Annotated in this window: 18 protein-coding genes; 5 read left to right on the top strand and 13 right to left on the bottom strand. The window is 57.4% G+C overall.

Features of this window, described 5'->3' with window-relative positions; genetic code table 11:
* The first annotated feature begins 80 nt into the window (after positions 1 to 80).
* From VFX97_12950 to mutL, 3 genes are all read left to right on the top strand, one after another.
* Positions 81 to 1016: a dihydrodipicolinate synthase family protein gene (locus VFX97_12950; GenBank protein HEX5704103.1), complete on the top strand. Its 936-nt coding sequence runs from the start codon at positions 81 to 83 to the stop codon at positions 1014 to 1016.
* A 223-nt stretch (positions 1017 to 1239) separates the two neighbouring features.
* Positions 1240 to 2925: a bacillithiol biosynthesis cysteine-adding enzyme BshC gene (gene bshC, locus VFX97_12955; protein HEX5704104.1), complete on the top strand. Its 1686-nt coding sequence runs from the start codon at positions 1240 to 1242 to the stop codon at positions 2923 to 2925.
* A gap of 2 nt (positions 2926 to 2927) precedes the next feature.
* Positions 2928 to 5006 (top strand): DNA mismatch repair endonuclease MutL, encoded by a 2079-nt coding sequence (gene mutL / locus VFX97_12960; GenBank protein ID HEX5704105.1) that lies wholly within the window; start codon positions 2928 to 2930, stop codon positions 5004 to 5006.
* An 86-nt stretch (positions 5007 to 5092) separates the two neighbouring features.
* On the opposite strand, the gene VFX97_12965 is transcribed toward mutL, so the two are convergent.
* The 11 genes from VFX97_12965 to VFX97_13015 form a co-directional block, all read right to left on the bottom strand.
* Entirely contained in the window at positions 5093 to 5332 is a 240-nt protein-coding gene (locus tag VFX97_12965) for a hypothetical protein (protein ID HEX5704106.1), read from the bottom strand.
* 503 nt (positions 5333 to 5835) lie between these two features.
* Positions 5836 to 6594 (bottom strand): HAD family hydrolase, encoded by a 759-nt coding sequence (locus VFX97_12970; GenBank protein ID HEX5704107.1) that lies wholly within the window; start codon positions 6592 to 6594, stop codon positions 5836 to 5838.
* A gap of 102 nt (positions 6595 to 6696) precedes the next feature.
* Entirely contained in the window at positions 6697 to 7203 is a 507-nt protein-coding gene (locus tag VFX97_12975; GenBank protein HEX5704108.1) for a biotin/lipoyl-containing protein, read from the bottom strand.
* Positions 7200 to 8741: an acetyl-CoA carboxylase biotin carboxylase subunit gene (gene accC / locus VFX97_12980; protein HEX5704109.1), complete on the bottom strand. Its 1542-nt coding sequence runs from the start codon at positions 8739 to 8741 to the stop codon at positions 7200 to 7202. The genes VFX97_12975 and accC overlap by 4 nt, the downstream gene beginning before the upstream one ends.
* A gap of 182 nt (positions 8742 to 8923) precedes the next feature.
* Entirely contained in the window at positions 8924 to 9211 is a 288-nt protein-coding gene (locus tag VFX97_12985) for a hypothetical protein (GenBank protein HEX5704110.1), read from the bottom strand.
* A 3-nt stretch (positions 9212 to 9214) separates the two neighbouring features.
* The gene (locus VFX97_12990) at positions 9215 to 9994 is read right to left on the bottom strand and encodes a hypothetical protein (GenBank protein HEX5704111.1); all 780 of its coding nucleotides are present in this window, start codon (positions 9992 to 9994) and stop codon (positions 9215 to 9217) included.
* 210 nt (positions 9995 to 10204) lie between these two features.
* Positions 10205 to 10924: a CDP-alcohol phosphatidyltransferase family protein gene (locus VFX97_12995; protein ID HEX5704112.1), complete on the bottom strand. Its 720-nt coding sequence runs from the start codon at positions 10922 to 10924 to the stop codon at positions 10205 to 10207.
* Between the two features lie 152 nt (positions 10925 to 11076).
* Positions 11077 to 11700: a hypothetical protein gene (locus VFX97_13000; protein HEX5704113.1), complete on the bottom strand. Its 624-nt coding sequence runs from the start codon at positions 11698 to 11700 to the stop codon at positions 11077 to 11079.
* A 181-nt stretch (positions 11701 to 11881) separates the two neighbouring features.
* Complete coding sequence (greA, locus tag VFX97_13005; GenBank protein HEX5704114.1) at positions 11882 to 12361, bottom strand: transcription elongation factor GreA; 480 nt, start codon at positions 12359 to 12361, stop codon at positions 11882 to 11884.
* A 75-nt stretch (positions 12362 to 12436) separates the two neighbouring features.
* Complete coding sequence (locus VFX97_13010; protein HEX5704115.1) at positions 12437 to 12982, bottom strand: TlpA disulfide reductase family protein; 546 nt, start codon at positions 12980 to 12982, stop codon at positions 12437 to 12439.
* 169 nt (positions 12983 to 13151) lie between these two features.
* Positions 13152 to 13712 carry a hypothetical protein gene (locus VFX97_13015; GenBank protein ID HEX5704116.1) on the bottom strand — a complete coding sequence of 187 codons (561 nt, stop codon included), beginning with the start codon at positions 13710 to 13712 and terminating at the stop codon, positions 13152 to 13154.
* A gap of 147 nt (positions 13713 to 13859) precedes the next feature.
* Between VFX97_13015 and VFX97_13020 the strand changes: the two genes are divergently transcribed.
* Complete coding sequence (locus tag VFX97_13020) at positions 13860 to 15467, top strand: tetratricopeptide repeat protein (GenBank protein HEX5704117.1); 1608 nt, start codon at positions 13860 to 13862, stop codon at positions 15465 to 15467.
* Between the two features lie 10 nt (positions 15468 to 15477).
* Here the strand turns inward: VFX97_13020 and VFX97_13025 are convergent, their stop codons facing one another.
* Positions 15478 to 15972: a helix-turn-helix domain-containing protein gene (locus tag VFX97_13025; protein HEX5704118.1), complete on the bottom strand. Its 495-nt coding sequence runs from the start codon at positions 15970 to 15972 to the stop codon at positions 15478 to 15480.
* Positions 15973 to 16154: 182 nt separating this feature from the next.
* On the opposite strand from VFX97_13025, the gene VFX97_13030 reads away from it, so the two are divergent.
* Positions 16155 to 19178 carry a tetratricopeptide repeat protein gene (locus VFX97_13030; protein ID HEX5704119.1) on the top strand — a complete coding sequence of 1008 codons (3024 nt, stop codon included), beginning with the start codon at positions 16155 to 16157 and terminating at the stop codon, positions 19176 to 19178.
* 66 nt (positions 19179 to 19244) lie between these two features.
* Here the strand turns inward: VFX97_13030 and VFX97_13035 are convergent, their stop codons facing one another.
* Positions 19245 to 19397, bottom strand: coding sequence for a hypothetical protein (locus VFX97_13035; protein ID HEX5704120.1), 153 nt, complete (start codon positions 19395 to 19397; stop codon positions 19245 to 19247).
* Positions 19398 to 19672 lie beyond the last annotated feature (275 nt).

Here is a 19672-nt window from a genome sequence, read left to right on the forward strand (position 1 = left end):
GGAAACCGCTGGAATTATAGGTGAGGGGTTACGGCGTCGCAACCTGATTGCGCGCGAACCTGCGTTATAATCCCGCCCTTATGTCGATCAACCTTTCCGGAGTTTTGCTGCCGATGACGACGCCGTTCACCGCGACCGAAGACGTCGACGTGGCAGCGCTCAACGCGAACATTGACCGTTGGAACCCGGCCGGAATCTCAGGCTACGTCGTGCTTGGCTCGACGGGCGAGCGCGTAAACCTCGATGAGCGTGAATATCTGCAGGTGATCGAAGCCACGCGCGCGGCCGTGCCCGAGACGATGACGTTTATCGTCGGCGCGGGACAACAGAGCACCCGCGGCACGATCGCTGAGATCGGGCGCGCTGCAAAAGCCGGTGCGGAAGCGGTGCTAGTGATCACACCGCATTACTATCGAAACGCAATTAACCAGCAGACTCTGATCGAGCATTACACGGCAGTAGCTGATGCCGTTTCGGTCCCGGTGATTCTCTATAGCATGCCTGACTTGACCGGAATCAAGATCGAGCCTGAGACAGCGGCGCGTTTGAGTGAGCACCCAAACATCATCGGCCTCAAAGACAGCTCGAACGATGTGGCGAAAATGCGCGAGACAGTAGAGACGGTTCAGGAAGGCTTCGCAGTCACGGTTGGCAACGGAACGGTTTTTCGTGAAGCGTTGCAAGCCGGCGCCGTCGGTGGAATCCTCGCGGTCGGCTGCGTCGTGCCGGAACTTTGCCTGGAGATCTATCGCGCGGTCAGAGCTGGTGAGATCGATCGCGCGACCTCGTTGCAGGAAAAACTAACGCCGCTCGCGCGCGCGGTCACGCGCACTTACGGCATCGGCGGATTGAAGGCGGCAATGGACATGGGAGGTTACGTTGGTGGCATCGTGCGCGCGCCGCTGCAGCCTGCGAGTGAAGCAGCGCGCACCGAGATCAAAGAGCTACTGCTAGCTGCCGCGCCCGTGTCAGAGCCGGGAGCGGAGGCGACGCGTAGGGGCTCAGCTGCTCGGTAGGAGCAGGATGTTTATAGCTTCCGTGAAAGCTTCCTGACCCAGCTCCTTTAGGAGCGAAATTGCAGCGGACCATTTCGCTCCTACGGAGCAGTAACGGGATGCTTGCCTATCCTCTATAAACATCTCGCTCCTAAACGGAGCGAAGACTGACCACGGACCGTCTGACACCTAGCACTCCACACATCCACCGCGTAAAATGCTCTGACCAAGGAGCATTCCCCGTTTGAGCACAGCTGAAACTGCCTGTCACGCTTCGCCGCAACAAGCCGGCTTGCGCGTTGAGACGCTCCCGTTCGACCAGATTCCCCACCAATCGAAACTATTTCTCGACTACTTAAGAGATCCGCTCGCGCTTCGACATTATTATCCCGAAGCAGTTCGCGCTCACGTCGATTTGCCGGCGCGCAAAGACCGGGTTTTGAGTTCGTACGCGACTGATCGGCAGCAGTTGTGCGCCGCGCTCGAACGAATGAATCGCGGCTGGGGAGCGAGCGAAGCGACCCTCAAGAACATTCGCTTGCTTGCAGAGCCCGACTGTCTTGCAGTTGTGTCGGGCCAGCAGGCGGGTTTATTCACCGGGCCGCTCTACACAATTTACAAAGCACTCTCAGCTGTGAAGCTCGCCGAATGCCTGAGCCAACGCGGCGTGAAGGCCGTGCCCGTGTTTTGGATCGCGACCGAAGATCACGATTTTGCGGAAGTTGCCTGGGCTGAATTCATCAATCGCGATTGCGCACTGGAAAAAACATCCGTACCGGTTGAGATCCACAATGACGGCTCGCCGGTGGGGCTCGTAAAACTCGATCAGTCCATTGAGGGTGTCATCCAAAATCTGCTGAAGTCGCTACCGAACAGTGAGTTCACGGAAGATATCGAAGCACTCGTGCGCGACGCGTACGCTCCCGGCAGAGCGTACGGCGATGCATTTGCGCGTCTGGTGACCGCGTTGACGGCGAAGCACGGACTGATTGTTCTCGATCCGCTCGATGCCGAACTAAAGAAGCTTGCGGCGCCGCTTTACTCAGCGGCGGCCCGAATCGCGCCGGAGATCGCTGCGGCCATCGCGCAGCGCAGTCGCGAACTGGAAGACGCCGGCTATCACGCGCAAGTAACTCCATCGGAAGATTCGTTTCCGCTTTTTCTCCACGACGAAACCGCCGCGCGTCACGCGCTATCGCGAACGCCAAACGGCAAGTATCGAACGAAAGCGGACGGAAAGGAGTATTCCGCGGAAGAACTCGCCGAGTGGGCTTTGCGCGAGCCTGATCGCTTCAGTCCAAACGTGACGTTGCGGTCCGTCGTGCAGGATTATCTGTTGCCGACGATTACCTACTACGGCGGCGCGGCTGAGGTTGCTTACTTCGCGCAGACGTCTGAGGTTTATCGGCTGCTCGATCGGCCGGTGACGCCCATTCTGCATCGCGCCAGCATCACGATGGTGGAGAAACAAACGTGGCGAGCGCTGGAGCGTTACGATCTGACGCTGAAAGATTTCTTTGCCGGGTATGATCAGGTCGTCGCTAACGTCGTTGAGAATTATTTGGGCAAAGAGACTTCAGAAGCTTTCGATCACACGACTGAAACTTTCAACCGCGAACTCGACACGCTACAAGACAGATTACGCCACGTCGATCCAACGCTCGCGGAAGCGCTCGACAAGGGTCGCGCCAAAATAAAATATCAACTCGACGGACTGCGGACGCGTTTTCAGCGCGCGCAGATCGGGCGCGATGAGACGCTGCGCCGGCAACTTGAGCGTGCCTTCGACCTGCTTTATCCCGAGAAGACTTTGCAGGAGCGGCACGTCAATATTACGTCGCTGCTGGCTCGCCATGGACGTTACGTCGTGGATTGGATGTTTGATGCGATCGACCTGGGCTCGAACGAACACACGATTGTGTACCTCTAACAATGTCGAAGATACGTGTACTCCCGGATCACCTTTCAAATCTCATCGCCGCAGGTGAAGTCGTCGAGCGACCCGCATCTGTCGCCAAAGAACTTGTCGAAAATGCGATCGATGCAGGTGCGACGCGCGTTACGGTGGACGTAGAAGGCGGTGGCCGGCGCCTTTTGAAGATCACCGACGACGGCGAAGGGATGATGCGCGACGATGCGGTGCTCGCTTTCGAGCGTCATGCCACTTCGAAAATCAGCAAAGCTGAAGATCTGGCGGCTATCGGCACGCTGGGTTTTCGTGGTGAAGCGCTGGCGTCCATTGCGTCGGTTGCGCGCGTCGAGCTGATAACGCGCACCGAAGATGTTTCCGCCGCAACGCGCGTGGTGATCGAAGGCGGCCGGATGCGCGATGTGAAAGACGCCGCCCATCCGCGCGGCACAACCATTGTGGTTCGCGATCTGTTTTTCAACACGCCGGCGCGCCGAAAGTTTCTGCGCTCAGAAGCGACGGAGAGCTTTCATCTCACGAATCTGGTGACGCACTACGCACTCGCCCATCCCGAAATCAGTTTCACTTTGACGAACAACGGTCGCGAAACAATTCGCGTGGCGCCCGCCAAAGATCTGCGCGAACGTGCCTACCAGATTTTTGGCGCGCAATTTTTGGAGGGGCTGCTCGAAGTAAACAGCGGCGTGTCAGAACCCGGAGCGGACCGGGGTCCCCGCGCGGGCAGCGCGGGTGGGGTGGTGGATGCGACGGGATCGACGAGCAATGCAGCAGAAACGCGCTTCTCCTCTTCCATTGCGAAGGTCGAAGGTTTCGTTTCCGCCCCGCGTGAACGCCGCACTTCGCGTGACGCGCAGTTCCTTTTCGTCAATGGCCGGTTTGTCCGCGACCGTCTGATTGGCCGGGCTGTTTCGGAAGGTTACCGCTCAATTCTGCCGCACGGCGTCTATCCGGTCGCGCTTCTGTTCATCGATGTCCCGCTCGAAGAAGTTGACGTCAACGTTCATCCCGCGAAGACAGAAGTTCGTTTTCGACGTGCCGCCGCGGTGGCTGATTCGGTTCGCGCCGCCGTGCGCGCGGCGTTGGCGAGCGCGGGATATGCGCCCGCAGCTGAGGCGCAAATGTCCGCGGAATTTCGGCGAGATGAAGTCGGTTCCGACGCGGACGAAAACCGAATCACGCCCACGGACGTGGCGGAAACGGAGATTCCATCACGCACCGAACCATTCGCGCGATCAACTTTCACACTGCGCCCTGAGCCGCAGCAGGAGCGCATCGGATTCGGCTTTGCCACCGCTGTGCAAGCGCAGTTGTCGGCTGAAGAGATGTCGGCATCAACGGAAACCGGCCTCTCGGAACCTTTGCCGGTGGACTCGATGCCGGTGGCGAAAGCGATTTCCGATGAACAAGTTGAACCCGAAGTTTCGCCCACCCTTCGACCTGCGCCTTCTTTGCCGCCGCTCGACTCGGCAACCAAGTTCGTGGGCGAGGTAACGGATTCGCTGTCACAAAACATTCGTCCGCTCGGCCAACTCGACGAAAGCTTCATCATCGCGACGGACGACGAAGGTCTGCTCCTAATCGATCAGCACGTCGCCCATGAACGCGTTCTGTTTGATAAGTATCGTGCGTTGGAAACTGCCCGGCAGGCTGAGTCTCAACGAATGCTGATTCCCGAAACGTTCGATCTCACCCCGGCGCAGGCCACGGCGTTCGATGCGATTGCGGAAGAGCTGGAGGGTTATGGTTTTGAGCTGATGAGGTTGTCGGGCCGGACCGTCGCCATTAAAGCCACGCCGGCTGATTTACCGGCAAGCGAAGCACGCAACGTCTTGTCCGAAGTCCTCGACAGCATCGATCAGGAGAAGCGTGGGAAGTCCCGCGAGGTGTTGCGCGACGAAATCGCTGCGTCGCTCGCGTGTCACTCAGCGATCAAGGTCAACATGCCGCTCGCGCCGGAAAAGATGCGCTGGTTAATCGATCGACTCTTGCTTACCTCTTCGCCCACAACCTGTCCACATGGGCGGCCGGTGATCCTGCGGCTCGCGACCCAGGATATTTTGAAGGGCTTTCACCGGATCTAGTGGCACAGACTTTAGTCTGTGTTTTCCACTGACTTGAGCGTGACCCTGGCAGAAACCACAGACTGAAATCTGTGCTACCAATTAGTTCAATGCGCCCACGGGTCACTCTTCAGCGTCCACTCATCGCCCGCATGTTTTTCGCTTAGTTCCTTCGCCACTTCACCAAGCACAGTGTGGTCGTTCGTCGCTTTGTATTGCGAGACGGCGCGCCAATACAAAGCTTCCGCGGCCAGCGCCATGTTGCCGAAACGATCTACAACGTCCGCATACAACTTCTGTGCGTCGGCGAACTTTTTGTGCATGAACGCCACGCGCGCGATGCCCATCTCCAGACGCGCGCGGAACCAGTCTTTCGGCAGATAACCTTCGACGCGGTAGCGTTCGACACCTTTCGCATCCAGAACCAGAATAGTCGGCGTCCAGACTGCGTCGAAGCGTTTGAAGTACGCGGGATGTTCTTTGATGTGAGCCGCCAGTGGGACGAAGTTCTGGTTGATGAAATCAGCAGTTCCCTGATCCGAGTAGGACTCGGCTTCCAGCCGAGCACATGCACCTCAAGCCGGCGCGGCAGAGAAATCGATTAAGAGAGGTTTGTTCTCAGTTTTCGCTTGCTCGAGCGCAGCGTCGGCGTCTTTGATCCAGTTGACGAGCATAGTTCCCTCCTCCAGTGGTGAAATTCCAACTTGTCAGGGGAACAAACTGATTATCGCGCCACATCCAGATCAATTCAATGAGCGTCTCTCGCGCAGCAGTGAGGTCAGTACCCGGAGCGGTAGCGACGGGGTAAGATCATTGCACCCGGTCGCTGCCGCTCCCGGTTCTGACCACATCACAACGCATCAAGTGTCCGGATGAAAAGATCAACATCCAGAAGATCCGGAAGCAAAGCATCGGGTTTACAGGCGCGCAGCTCTTCATAGGAGTGTATGCGGCCGGTCCCAACCCCGACGACGCGCGTGCCGAAGTGACGGGCGCAGGCGACATCGTTCGGCGTGTCGCCAATCACGATGAACTGTTCGGGCGACAGATTCTCTCCCAGCTGCTCATTTATTCTTTGCACCGCCAGGGCAGGCAAATCGCGACGATCGAATGATTCGTTGCCAAACGCGCCCGGCAGCTTGAAGAATTCAGCGAGGCCGGTGATCTCAACTTTTAAATACGCGGCGGGCTCGATGTTGCCCGTCAACATCGCCGATTGGTAGCGCGGATGATCCTCTACCGCCTGCAGCGCTTCACGCGCGCCGGGCATGGCTTCGATAATGTGCGCGCCGTTGCCGACGGCGAGTCTCATCTGCTCGATGTAAGAGCGCATCAGATCGTCCTTCTTCGCACTGATGTGCTCACGCGTGATGCCTTCGCCGCGCAGAGCTTCTTCGACTATCTGCAAATCCGTCATCCCGGATACCATCATCTCGCCGAGCGAGCCCGAAGTCCCGAAGACCGATTCGAGCATCGGGATCGTGTAGTCCTTAAAAACGCCGTAACGCTTGCCGCGGACAAGCGTGCCGTCGAGATCCCAAAGCAAAATCCGGATATCCGAATCAAACACTAAAGAATTATTTGTCATTTTCCATTTATCATTTTTCATTTCCCATCGTCGGTGTACTCGACTGGAGCAAAACGACGCTTACAAATGGCAAATGAAAATGCCAAATGACAAATGGAAAATGCTCTTCTTGTTCTTCAACAATCATTCAATTACGGCGAGGACATCGCCGCCATTAACCGTCGTTCCTACATCGACGTTCAGCGTCACGACCGTTCCCGCTTTCGGCGCTTTCATTTCGTTCTGCATTTTCATGGCTTCAACGACCACGATGCCGGCGCCCGCTTCCACCGCTGCGCCCTGCGCCACGAGCACGCGCACAATTTTCCCGGGCATGGGCGCGACGATCCGCGCCGCACCGTCCGCCGACGCACTTGCAGCCGCGGAGCCACGAAGCCGTTTCGGATCAGTCAGCGTGATGGCGTACTGGTCGGTGCCGACAAAAACATCAACGGCTTGCCCCGACACCGGCTGCCCTTCGACGCGGCAATCAATTACCTGACCGTCAGCCGTCAACAGCGTCAAGCCCGACGGCGACGGGTGAGCTTCAAGTTTGTATTCGCGGCCATCGACTGTAGCAAAGACCTGTCCGGCTTCGCGTCGAACCTCGACGTCAATTTCGACAGCCTGGATGATCGCGCGGAGTTTCATTTCGAAGTCTTTATCAGGGAGTTCGCCAACGCGGTCCGGCGGCCCGCTTGCTTCCACTTACTTTGCGATTCGTCATGATTCGCTGCCGGCATGCGTTGCGCCTGCGCGTAAGAGAGCGCGGCGGCGATCACCGCAATGTCCTGCTGCAAGCTGGAAGCTTGCGCACCTTCCGAAAGATCCCCGCCCTCTCCCCGGCGTTCGTTGAAGCGCGAAATAAAACCCGTGTCGAGGCGCGCCTTGATGAATTCATCATCCCGCACAATCTCACGAAAGAACGGGAGCGTTGTCTTAATGCCGCCCACGGCGTATTCATTCAGAGCGCGCCGCATGCGATCGATCGCTTCATCACGCGTGCGCCCCCAGGCGGCAAGCTTTGAAATCATTGGATCGTAGTGAATTGAGACTTCGTCGCCTTCGCTGACACCGCTGTCGTCGCGGATGCCCGGACCGGCGGGTACGCGGAGAAAAGTGATCCTGCCGGGCGATGGAAAGAATTGGTTATCGGGATCCTCAGCATAAACGCGACATTCGATCGCATGGCCGTGCCACTGCACGTCTTCCTGCTTGAAAGATAGTGGTCCGCCGGCGGCGACGTTGATTTGTTCGCGCACGAGATCAAAGCCGGTGACAAGTTCCGTGACCGGATGCTCCACCTGCAAACGTGTGTTCATCTCGAGAAAGTAGAACTCACTCGTCACGTCTGAGAACAGAAATTCAACTGTCCCGGCGCCGACATAGTTCACCGCCTGCGCAATTTTTATCGCTGCCGCGCCCATACGCTGCCGCAAATCGGGATCATTAATGGGCGACGGGCATTCTTCAATCACCTTCTGATGGCGGCGCTGGATTGAGCATTCGCGTTCACCGAGATGGACGCAGTGGCCCTGTGTGTCGGCGAAGATTTGGATTTCGATGTGCCGTGGTTTCTCGACAACCTTTTCGAGATAAACATCGGAATTGCCAAACGCGGACGCTGCCTCTGATTGCGCGGCCTCTAAAGCCGAACTCAATTCGCTCTCGGCGGCCACCTGCCGCATGCCTTTGCCACCACCACCCGCGGCGGCTTTCAACATCACCGGATATCCGAACTTCGCGGCCGCCTGTTTGGCTTCTTCATGATTCTGCAAAGCCTTGGTCGTACCCGGCACCACGGGCGCGCCGGCTTTAATCGCGGCTCGACGCGCGCTGGTCTTCGAGCCCATCACTTCCATGGCTTCCGGCGTCGGGCCGATGAAGGTCAATCCCGCTTCGCTGACCGCGCGCGCACACTCAGCGTTCTCGGCCAAAAAGCCGTAGCCGGGATGAATTGCTTCAGCGCCGGATTTCTCAGCAGCCGCAATGATTGCCGGAATGTTCAGGTAACTCTCGGTCGAAGGCGCGGGGCCGATGCAGTGTGCCTCGTCAGACATGCGCACGTGGAGGGCCGCGGCGTCGGCTTCGGAAAAGACCGCGACCGGCGAGATGTTTAAATCCCGGCACGCGCGAATGATGCGCACCGCGATCTCACCACGATTGGCGATTAGGATTTTGCCAAACAAATCGTACTTAGTCCTTTGTGCTTTGTGCTTGGTGCTTTGTGGTTAGCACCAACGTTCTTAGACACAAAGTACCAAGTACAAAGCACAAAGTACAAAGCACGAAGTACAAAGTACCAAGCACGAAGTAGGGAGGAATCTCAGATTCAAGATTTAAGATTCCAGATTAAATTTAAGATTGGTGCTCAGACCACGAACGAATTGACGGGTCGTTTGGGATCGTAGCGCAAGTCAACGCGCGCGTCCGGGAAGTAGTCATGCGGGCGCCGCAATTGTTCGTCGTCGAGACGTTGCCACGCCTGATAGTCTACGCCGCCGACGGTGTAGCTGTACGCCAGCATCGTGTTGCCTTCGTCGTCCTTGGTGACTTCGATCACGTTCGCTTCGCCGATGCGACCGAACTGGAGAAGTATTCTGCGACGGACAACTTCGGGATCTTCTTTTTTTCGACGGAAGCGGGCCAGGAAGGACATGAGCTAAGGCGCGCTGGAGCGGCCAGCTCGGTAGTCGCGAAGTTCCGCCAAAGTCAGGATCAAGCCATCGCGAACCACCAGATCGTCTTCAGTGTTGCGTTTCTTATCTTTGCCCGGAAGGCGCAGCTCGTAACTCGTGAACGACACCGGCGCGGCGTCAGCCGTAGAATTCAGGGAAACAGTGCGAATGGCCCCGCCGCGTTGAAGCTCCTTGTTTTTTGGCGCGGCCGCAGCGACCACCGAGGTTGCTTCGTAATCACTGGCGTCGTAGTCGAGCAGCGCTTCCGTGATCGAACCGTCCGGGTCGGGCAGCGTGCGTAGCTCGCGAACAAGTTCGTCGCGCGGAGGCAGGGTTCCGTGCTGCTCGCGATACTGAAGCAAAGCGCGATGCAGAGTGTAGCCGCGCGCCAGCTCGGCCGCTTCGATTCCCCACTGCCGCCGCCGTAGCCTTTCGGGAACCGTGACACCGATCAACGTCGCCACCATCAGGGTCGCGAGAATCGCGGCGCTCAATCCGCCGCGCGCGATCCGCAATCCGCCAAAGTCCGCGGGCGCCTCTCGAATCGTTCTCAGCGCTCGCGAGCCACCCCAAATAACGGCAACTGCCACCGGCACTGAAATCCACTTCAACTGCCACGCCGCCGTTTGGCCGGCTGCGATAATCGTCCCAAAGTTGAGCGCCGCGCCCTTGCTGACGATCCACACGACGGTCGCTGACGCCAGAAAACCAACTAGCATCAAACCGCCGCCCAAGGCCGCCAGCGCGGCTGGACCAAAGGACACGAGTTGATGTTCAGGTTTGGCGAGCGGCGGACCGACGGCACGCGCGCCACAGGCCGGACAACCAAGACAAAGTTGTCCTTCAACCGAAGTTCCACATGCGGGGCAGATGATCAAGATTGCTTTACCTTTTAGAAAAATGCGCGGACTAACTTAGACCGAGACTGCAGGTACGTCAAGAGTTATCTCACAGAAAACACTTAGACGCTAACTCTACCCGGTTTTTGCCGCTAAAGTAGCCTCTGAGCGTCGCTCGCCTGGGAGTTGCTCCGCGCCATTAGAAGCCGACAACTCACTCTGCGCCGCTTCACGTTTGGTGCGATTCAGTTCCATCCAGGTGTGATACATGCGGTGCGCAAACGTCCAGTACGAGCCAATTGCCAGGACCCATAAAACCGCTGGCATTCGGTTAAGCAGGAAGTTGGGCGAAGCCGGATGCGTCGTCAACGCGCCGATGATGAACAGCACCACCCGCTCCGGACGGCGCAGAAAGCCAACATCGCATTTCGGGATCAGGCTTTCGGCGCGCGCGCTCGCGTAACTCACCATGATCGAGCCCATCAACCCGGCGCCCGCGAGAAAGACATTGAGCGTTGAATGAAACTCAGTGTCACGCGCGTAGAAAACCATCAGCCCGACAAACACCACCATGTCGGACAACCGATCAAGCGACGAATCAAGGAACCCACCAAACCGGGTTACTCGGCCGGACAAGCGCGCTACCTGCCCATCGAGCATGTCGAACAGGTTCGCGACGATCAGGATGATTCCGGCCCAGAAGAACTGGCCCCATCCAAACAGCAGCCCCGACCCGACATTTATCGCTACGCCAACGAAAGTCAGAAAGTTCGGACTTATATGCCCGCGGGCAAGCCACCGCACCATCGCGTCGATAATGCGCTGACCCGCGCGCCCAATGCTGGCTCCAAACATCCTTAGGCTTTCTTAGGCTGCGTTACTAAACTCTTGAGACCGATTCCGCTGCCGAAGGGAACTTCAAACAGGATGATAGAAACGCACTCTACGAGTGTCAAGAAAACGTCTATCTAATCGGGGTCACGCCAGCGGGCTGAACTATCTGCTTGCTAGTAATCGTAGTCGAATTCTGGATACAGGTCCGGATCAACCTTCCGTCTTCGAGGCTTAACCTGTACCGGCTTCGGTGATTCGGACGGGCTGAGAGTTTTCGGCTCAGGAGCAACCTTCGCCGGCGCTGATGACTCAGGCTTTGGTGTTGATTCCGGAGTTGATTTGCGCGGAATGGCCTTGGGTACGGCGCTGGGTTTGGACGCGTGCGCGAGCCGATTGATCGTCGCGACATAGCTTTGCGCGCCATGCTCGTCGGCCCCGCTGGGGACCAAAAACAACGCGAAAGTTCCGAGCGCCGGATGTTCGACCGTGTAAGTATTCTGACGAAGCTGAAAATCGCCTCCGCGAAAGTGCAGCGTGAATGATTCGCGTCCGCCACCGCGCGTCTCTTTCGCGGGCAGCGTGTCCTGCACCTTTTCCAACATCACGTCGACGGTTCTTGATCCGTGCAGCCGAAAAATCGAATTGATGTATTGAGTAAAAGTATCTTGCGTATAGTTAGACAGTGGATCGGTGGCACCGCCCTGTGCGAGAACCGCTAAGGTTGATTTGCCGATCGCGGCAGCCGCGATGGCAGCAACGGATGCTGTCTGGATAAAGATTCGCCGGGAAATTGTCATCGTTTGTGCTTTCTCCGGACCGGGGCTGGCAGGCTCATCGGGACCGGGGGAACCCTTCCTCGCGAGGACGCACAGTGTAGTACGTTTTGCGGAACGGTTCAATATGTAAGTGCTAGAGACTGTGTTAATTAGGCGATTGACGGGCGGATGCCGCCGCAGGGCAGTCTAGCCAGCATTTGTTCTATTCATCCTTAATCTCGTCGTGTAGCGTCTTGAGGCTCTTGATCTCAAACGTGCGCGAGCCGGCGGGCGTCGTCACGGTGACTTCGTCGCCTTCTTCCTTGCCCATCAGGCTCCGCCCGACGGGCGACACAGTCGAGATTAAACCCGCCGTTGGATCGGACTCTTCCGGCGTGACCAGACGGTAAGTCACCTCTTCTTCGCGCTCGCCGTCATAGAGAACCACGACCGATCCGTAACCCACTTTGTCATGTGAAACCTTTGACAGATCAATTGAAGCGACTTCACTCAGTCTTTGGCGAAGCTCACGGATCCGGGCCTTGACCATAGTCTGCCGTTGGAGGGCGGTCTGGTATTCTGAGTTCTCGCGCAGGTCGCCAAACTCGCGCGCGCGTTTGATCTCCTTCGGCAAATGCACGCGCAACTCGCTTTCCAACTGGTCGAGCTCGCCCTGAAGTTTCTGTTTGACGTCGGTACTCACGTTCAGAATCCTGTTCCGCTTCAAAAGCAAAACCACCTGCTGAAGCAGGTGGCTCAAAAGTTCCTGCTGCCCGTCTTAAGCTTTACTCTTGTCGTTCAACGCCTCTTCAACGGCCTTTCGCATAAGCGCGGGCGTTTGCTGCGCGTTGAATCCGGAGAAGTGCTTCACGATCTTTCCATCACGCGAAATGACAAAACTCTGCGGAATGATGCTTCGACCGTTCACACTCTGCACCAGCGGACCCGCTAACGCGCCATCATCCCAAAGAATCTTGTATTGTACATTCTGCGCCTTGATGAACTGCTTGACCTGTTCGGGATCATCTCGCTCGTTGTAAGTCGTCGCCAGTCCCAGTACGACCAAACCGCGCGACTTGTATTCCTGGCTGAGCTTCACCAGGTCCGGCATCTCCTGACGACAAGGCCCGCACCAAGTTGCCCAAATGTTTACGACGACGACTTTGTTGTCGTAATCGGAAAGCTTAAGTGAACCGCCATCTAGTGTCTTGACCTTCGTGTCGCGAATTTCTTGTGACAGCGCCACCGGTCCAGTCGGAACGATTCTCGTCGGCGCGGTGGAACGTGCAGGATTGGTATTGGCGGCGGGACTCGACGAAGCCACACTGTTACCACTCCCGCTTGTTTGATCTCCGGAATTGCACCCGGTCAGACCAAAACTGGCAGACGCGCAAATCAAAAAAACTGCTAAAGCCGGCCAAAATCCTGTCCGCGGCGCCTGATTCACTGTTGATAACTTCGACGGTTCGGGCATTTCTCCAAAAACTCCTGACTCAACGGTTTGCTTCGGTTGAAACTCGAAACGTCGCAACACGCGTCAAGTCGTCGCCAATAATCGCATATTCGCCGGGCACAAGCGAAGTCCGCGGCCGCAGTTCCATGAAAACTTCATCGCCGAATTTTTCCAGCACGCGGATGGTCGGCTTAACGATTTGTCCCGAATCGATCGCGAACCCGGTCAAGCCCGATTGGGCTATAGCCGTCGCCCGACGCGCACCCGATTTTGGGGTCAGCCAGACAATGAACGGTGGATGACTACCCTGACGCTCGGTCGTGAAAAGAAAGATGCGCGGGGTTGTCGAAAGGATCCGGGACGAATGTTCACCGGCTATTTCGAGGTAGCTGGTCTTCGTGCTTTTCGCTTTCTCAGTGACTTTCAGCGGTGTTCGAGCCGTCTCGAATGCAAGTGGGGTTAAGGTGTTCCGTTCATCCAGCGTGTAGATGAGTGTCCTGTCGGGCGGGGCCGGAGGCAGAAAATCCTGGCCGCCAACTGAAGGACCGAGAACCAGGAAAACGGCGGCGGTTAAGCCAATTACCCGCGATCGACAACTCATACGGTCATTAAATGTTGGCAAGGCAGCAAACGCAAGTCAGGTCAGGCCGAGTCTAAAACTTGTGGCCGAGGGCGGGTCACAGTAGACTTTTCCGGCACGAGCACCAGATTTCTCGCCCAGCGCACTATGAAAAAAAATTCTAAATCAATGCGTTCTAGTATAGCCGCAGCGTTCCTGGCGCTGGCGGTTTCAGGATTGCCGCTTTTCACCGGCTCGCTGGCGCAGGACATCACCGGCGGCTCAAGCGCCGAACTCGCCAGCGCCGCCGAGGTTGAGTCACGGTCGGGCCGCGGTGTTTTCACCGCTCCGAAAACCGTCTCGCATCATGCGAAACGTCCCGAAAAGAAAACGGTCGCCCGCACTACGAAGGTCAGTAAGCCACAACGTGACACCGTTTCGACAACTCGAACTGATCGGACAGGCACGGGAGGTACGCGACAGACGGGTGGCGGCAGCACGACGACCAACACCGGCAGCGGCGATCCCGGCCTTGAATCGACGAAGCCGCTCGGAGACGCCGCGCGGCGCGTCGGCGGTCCGGACGAACTGAACAATCAGGGCGACGACCAGTTCGATGCCGGGCAGTACGAGAAAGCCATCGACTTATACAAGCGCGCGCTTCGTCAAAAGGCGGACTTCCCCGAAGCGCATCTGAATCTGAGTGAAGCGTATTTCAACCTCGGTCGTTACGACGAAGCCGTCGCCGCCGCGAACGAGGCGATTCAACAGAGGCCGGACTGGGCTGATGCTTATGTCGCGCTCGGCAATGCTTACTTAAAACTTGATCGTGACGCCGAAGCGATCGCCCCTTTGAAGAAAGCGCTCGAGCTCGCACCGCAGAATTCTCCGGCACGCGAATCGTTGAGTCTCATCTATTACGACCAGGGCGTCGCGGCGTACAACGCGAACAAGTTCGATGAAGCGATCGCGGCTTACAAACAAGCGCTTGCCGTCAGACCTGAATACGCCGAAGCGCACAACAATCTCGGCGACGCGTACCGGCGCCAGGAGAAATTCACTGAGGCGGCGGATGCTTACAAACTGGCCGTTCGTTACCGGGGCAACTTCACCGAGGCTTACAGCAATCTTTCATGGATGTACGACAAGCTGGGCAGGTACCCGGAGGCAGCCGAAGCTTACCGGCAGGTCATTCGCCTAAAGCCGGACGACGCGGAAGCGAACAACAACATGGGTTACGCGCTCGGCAAGAGCAAGCGTTGGAGTGAAGCGGAGGCGCCGCTCAAGCGCGCGATTCAGCTGAAGCCGGATTACGCTGAGGCACACAGCAACCTCGGTTGGGTTTACAACAACCTGGGCAAATTCGCAGAAGCCGTTGCCCCGTTGAAGAAAGCGATCGAGCTCGATCCGAAAATGCCTGAAGCCCATTTCAATTTGGGCCTCACCTACAGCAAATGGAAGCAGACAGAGACGGTCATCGCAGAGATGCAAAAGAGCGACGCGGTGAAGGAGTTTAAGGTCGCCACGGAACTCAAGCCGGATTGGGCCGCGGCGCACAACAACCTTGGCTACGCTTACGGCCAGTTAAAGAAATGGAACGAAGCGATCGCGGCGCACAAGGAAGCGATCCGTCTTAAGTCTGATTACGCGGGCGCGCATTTCAATCTCGGTGTGGCATACCTGATGAGTGGAAAGAAGAAGGATGCCGAGGCAGAGTATAAGATTCTAAAGCCAATCAATCCTGGTCTATCCGCTCAGCTTTACTTCATGATCCACAAGAAGGCGCCGCCGAAATAGAGCGCGAGATTCACAGCAACACAATGTCGTCTTTCGGACGTCGCATTGGCAGAGGTGCAGGTTCGGATGGGAGCGGCGTGCTGTCGCGGTCAAAGCCGCGTTCGTCCATCTCGATGGAGCGGGATTCGGCGCGGACATTCGGACAAAAGTCGCAGTAGTAACCCAACTGCTGTTTGCGATCCTCGCAATCGTTACAGTCGAGCACCTGGCCTGTCTTCATCAGCGCGTCGAGCAAGGGCACGAGACGCCGGCCGCGCTCTGTGAGTTCATATTCCACTCGACGCGGTAAGCCACCGTAATTCACGCGCAGGATTATTTCGTCCTGCTCCATCTCTTTCAGGCGGCCCATTAACGTGCGACTGCTGATCGGGTGGAGTTCTTCCAGCAATTCGGTGGTGCGCTTTGGCCGGGCGTAAAGCTCGCGAACGACCAGCAGCGTCCACTTATCGCCGATCAGTTGCAGCGCGCCCGCGATTGGACAGCCATCGATCTTGCGTCTTCGCACCGTTTTTTCTCGCTTTCCGCGCAGAGCTTATCACATCGACAAGCGCGCACCTGTAGACTTTTCGCAGACGCGCGTAACTCTTGAAATCACTACCGCTTTGTCCCACAATGCGAGCGTGCCAATGTAGTTCCGACCCAACGTCAAAGAGTTCCGCAAATTAACCCGGCGTCATCGCGACCAACATGATCGGCCAGACCATCTCGCATTATCGCGTCATCGAAAAGATCGGCGAAGGCGGCATGGGCGTCGTGTACGTGGCCGAAGACACCGTGCTCGGGCGGCGCGTTGCGATCAAGACCCTCACGATCAAACCGGGACAAAACGAGCAGCACTTTCGCACGCGGTTTCTGCGCGAGGCCCGCGCCGTCTCGGCCTTGTCACATCCACATATCGCTACGATTCACGATTACGGCGAGACGAAAGAGGGCGAGCCGTACATCGTAATGGAGCTGGTGAAGGGTCAAACGCTCGCCGACTTGTTGAAGGGAAATTCGCTGACGATCGCGCGCGCGCTGGGACTGATTCAACAAGTGGCCGCCGCCCTTGGCGAAGCGCACCGCAACGGCGTAGTCCATCGCGACATCAAGCCGTCAAACGTTGCGGTCGACCACCGCGGTGATGTGAAGGTGCTCGATTTTGGCCTGGCCAAGCAACTCAACATCGATTCGATGACGGAAAGCGATCCGGAACGGCAGACCTTGCTGACGTCACAAACACAGGAAGGCGTCATCGTCGGCACGCCACTTTATCTGTCGCCGGAACAAGCGCTTGGATCAGGCATCGACGCCCGCAGCGACATTTTTGCGCTCGGCTCTTTGCTTTACGAATGCATCGCCGGGAAGGCGCCATTTGACGGGACCACGCGCATGGAAATCTGCACAAAGATAATCCGCGATGATCCGGTCCCGCCTTCGACCATCAACAGCGACGTTTCTGAGGCAGTCGATCACATTGTGCTGAAGGCGCTCGCGAAGAAGCCAATTGATCGCTATCAATCAGCAGACGAAATGGCCGAAGAGCTGGCGGATGTGCGGTCCGGCTTTGCGGCGACGGCCGAGATGCGTGTTATCCCGCGACTGCCGTCGCAGGCCAGCGGCGAACAACCTACGGGCGCGCTCGCGACATTGTCAGACATCTTTCGCAGGCCACGGATTTCGGTTGGGTACGTGATTGCAGGCGTCGTAGCTGTGGCGTTGCTTGGAATCCTCGGTTGGTGGCTGACTCGTCCCACCGTGCATCAGCCCACTCCTCAAGCACGGCATCTGTACGATTTGGGCGTTAACGCCATGCGCGAGGGCGCCTTCTTCAAGTCGAGCAAGTTGTTACAGCAGGCCGTGGCCACTGATGATCGTTTTGCGCTCGCACACGCGCGGTTGGCGGAAGCGTGGACTGAATTGGATGTTCCGGACGACGCAAAAAACGAATTGCTCATCGCACAAAATCTGGTTCCGAACCGGGCAGCGTTGGCGCCCGTCGACCGTTTGCGGTTGGAAGCTATCTCAAACACGGTGACGCGCGATTTTCCGTCCGCTGTCGAAAATTATCGTCAACTGGCGTCGGCTGTCCCGGCAAACGAGAAGGCTTTCGCGCTTGTCGATCTGGGCCGCGCTCATGAAAAGGGCGAGCAGCTCGAACAGGCAATCGAGGCTTACCGGCAAGCCACGCAAATCGATGCGAACAGCGCCGCCGCATTTCTGCGCCTGGGGGTCGCCCTCGGTCGCGCGCAAAAATATCAGGAGGCCGAGAATGCGCTGAAGCAAGCCAATGACCGTTTCAGCATTTCGAATGAGGTCGAAGGCATGACCGAAGTGTTTTTTCAGCGCGGCAGCCTTCTTCAGCAGCAGGGAAAAATTGCGGATGCCGAAGCCGCGTTTGGAAAGGCGCTCGAGCGCTCGACCAGTCTGGAGAACAATGATCAGCGGATCAGGACGCTCCAACAGTTGAGCAACACTTTTATCCTGGCCGGCGATGCGACAAAAGCTCAACAGTATTCGCAAGAGGCGATGGAGTTAGCGAGCGCTAACCGAATGGAGAATCGGACGACGCTCGGCCTGATCGAAATCGGCAAGGCGTATCTGATTCGCGGCAACTTTCCGCAAGCCGATAAGAATTTCAACGACGCGCTTCGCCTGGCCCAGCTTTACAAAGGCCGATACGCCGAGGCGCGCGCGCATTTGGCGCTCGGTGGCCTGCGTAAGCAGGAAGACAATCCCGAAGCCGCGCAGACTCACCTACAGAACGCACTAAAATTCTTTGAGCAGGGTCGCTACGGCAAGGAAACGTTCAGCACCTATTTCAATCTCGGCTACGTGCAGATTGAGCTGGGTAAGTACGACGATGCGAAGCAAACATTTGAACGGCTGCTCAACGCGGCGCAGGCCGTCGGCGACAATCAGTACGTCGCCTACGGGCACAACGGGCTCGGGTACGTAATGCTCGATAGTGAGAGATTTCCCGAAGCCTGGAACCATTTTTACGAAGACTACAAGATCGAAAAGTCGATCAACGCAAAACTGGCGACGGGTTACGCGGCCGACTACCTGGGAACGACGGCATGGCGCCTGGGCAGATTTTCTGACGCGCATGCGAACCTGGATGAAGCGCTCGCGATTGCTGAACCGCCGGGTCAGGAAGCCTACAAGGACCTCCTCGCCGACGCCACGGTCTCTGCGGCCGGGCTGGCTTTGAGCGAGGCGAAAGCCGCTGAGGCTGTCAGCAAAGCCCGCCGGGCGTTGGCCATTGCCGGCTCTGAAATAAAAGTAAGCGCTGTTCGCTCACGAGCGACATTGGGTCTGGCTCTGGCGCGTTCCGGACAGGCGGCGGCGGGCCGCAAAGAATGTGAACAAGCCGTGCAACTGGCGCGCGCGCTGCACAACCCACTCTGGTTGTCAGAAGCGTTATTGGCCTTCAGTGAAGCGTCTCTAGCGGCGGGCGATGCGCAGGGCGCACTGACCAGTTCCACTGAAGCGCAGTCGCGCTTTGCGTCTGCGAAACAGCATGAATCTTTGTGGCGTGCTTACGCAGTGCAGGCGCGAGCGAAGGATAAGCTTGGCGACAAAGAAGGGGCGCGCCAATCTGCACAACAGGCTGAATCCGTCTTGTCGTCTTTGGAAGGCGTGTGGGGAACTGACAACTACAAGTCTTATCTGGCCCGACCCGACATCATTGAACTCCGCCGGCAAATAGCGCTTCTTAATAGCGCTTGACGAGTCACCAAAAGAAATAGGGCCGAGACTGATGGTGAATCGAGTCACGGCCCGCAAAACTTAGGTTTACGGCCCGCCCACGGGTGGACCGATGTCGGCCTTCATGCCCCGTTTCTTCTTTCCTGTCTTCTTCTTTCCTCCGGCTTTTCCCTTTGATGAGGATTTGCCGGCCTTCTTCTTGGCGGCCGTCTTCTTGGCCGCTTTCTTTTTCGTGGCCATATTCATTTGCTCCTTGTGTGGAAAGTTGGGACGGGGGCAAGCCTATGCGAAAGCCGCGAGGCTGTAAAGCGTTTTTTCGAACGTCAGTCTGTTAGCTCTTTGCCCGCTAACGCTTCACGACCTTCCGGCTCGCGTAATCCTATGCAGGGACAGCCTTCCAGATCGACTCGCGGTTTTCGCGCCATGGCGCATGCCAGGGGCGACAACTACACGTCGGTCAAGGCATAGACTTTGCGCCAGTGCCTTAAATAATGAAGCAACAAAATTTGGGCGAG

It is taken from the genome of Pyrinomonadaceae bacterium (assembly GCA_036277115.1).
In the GTDB taxonomy this organism is placed as follows: Bacteria; Acidobacteriota; Blastocatellia; order Pyrinomonadales; family Pyrinomonadaceae; genus UBA11740.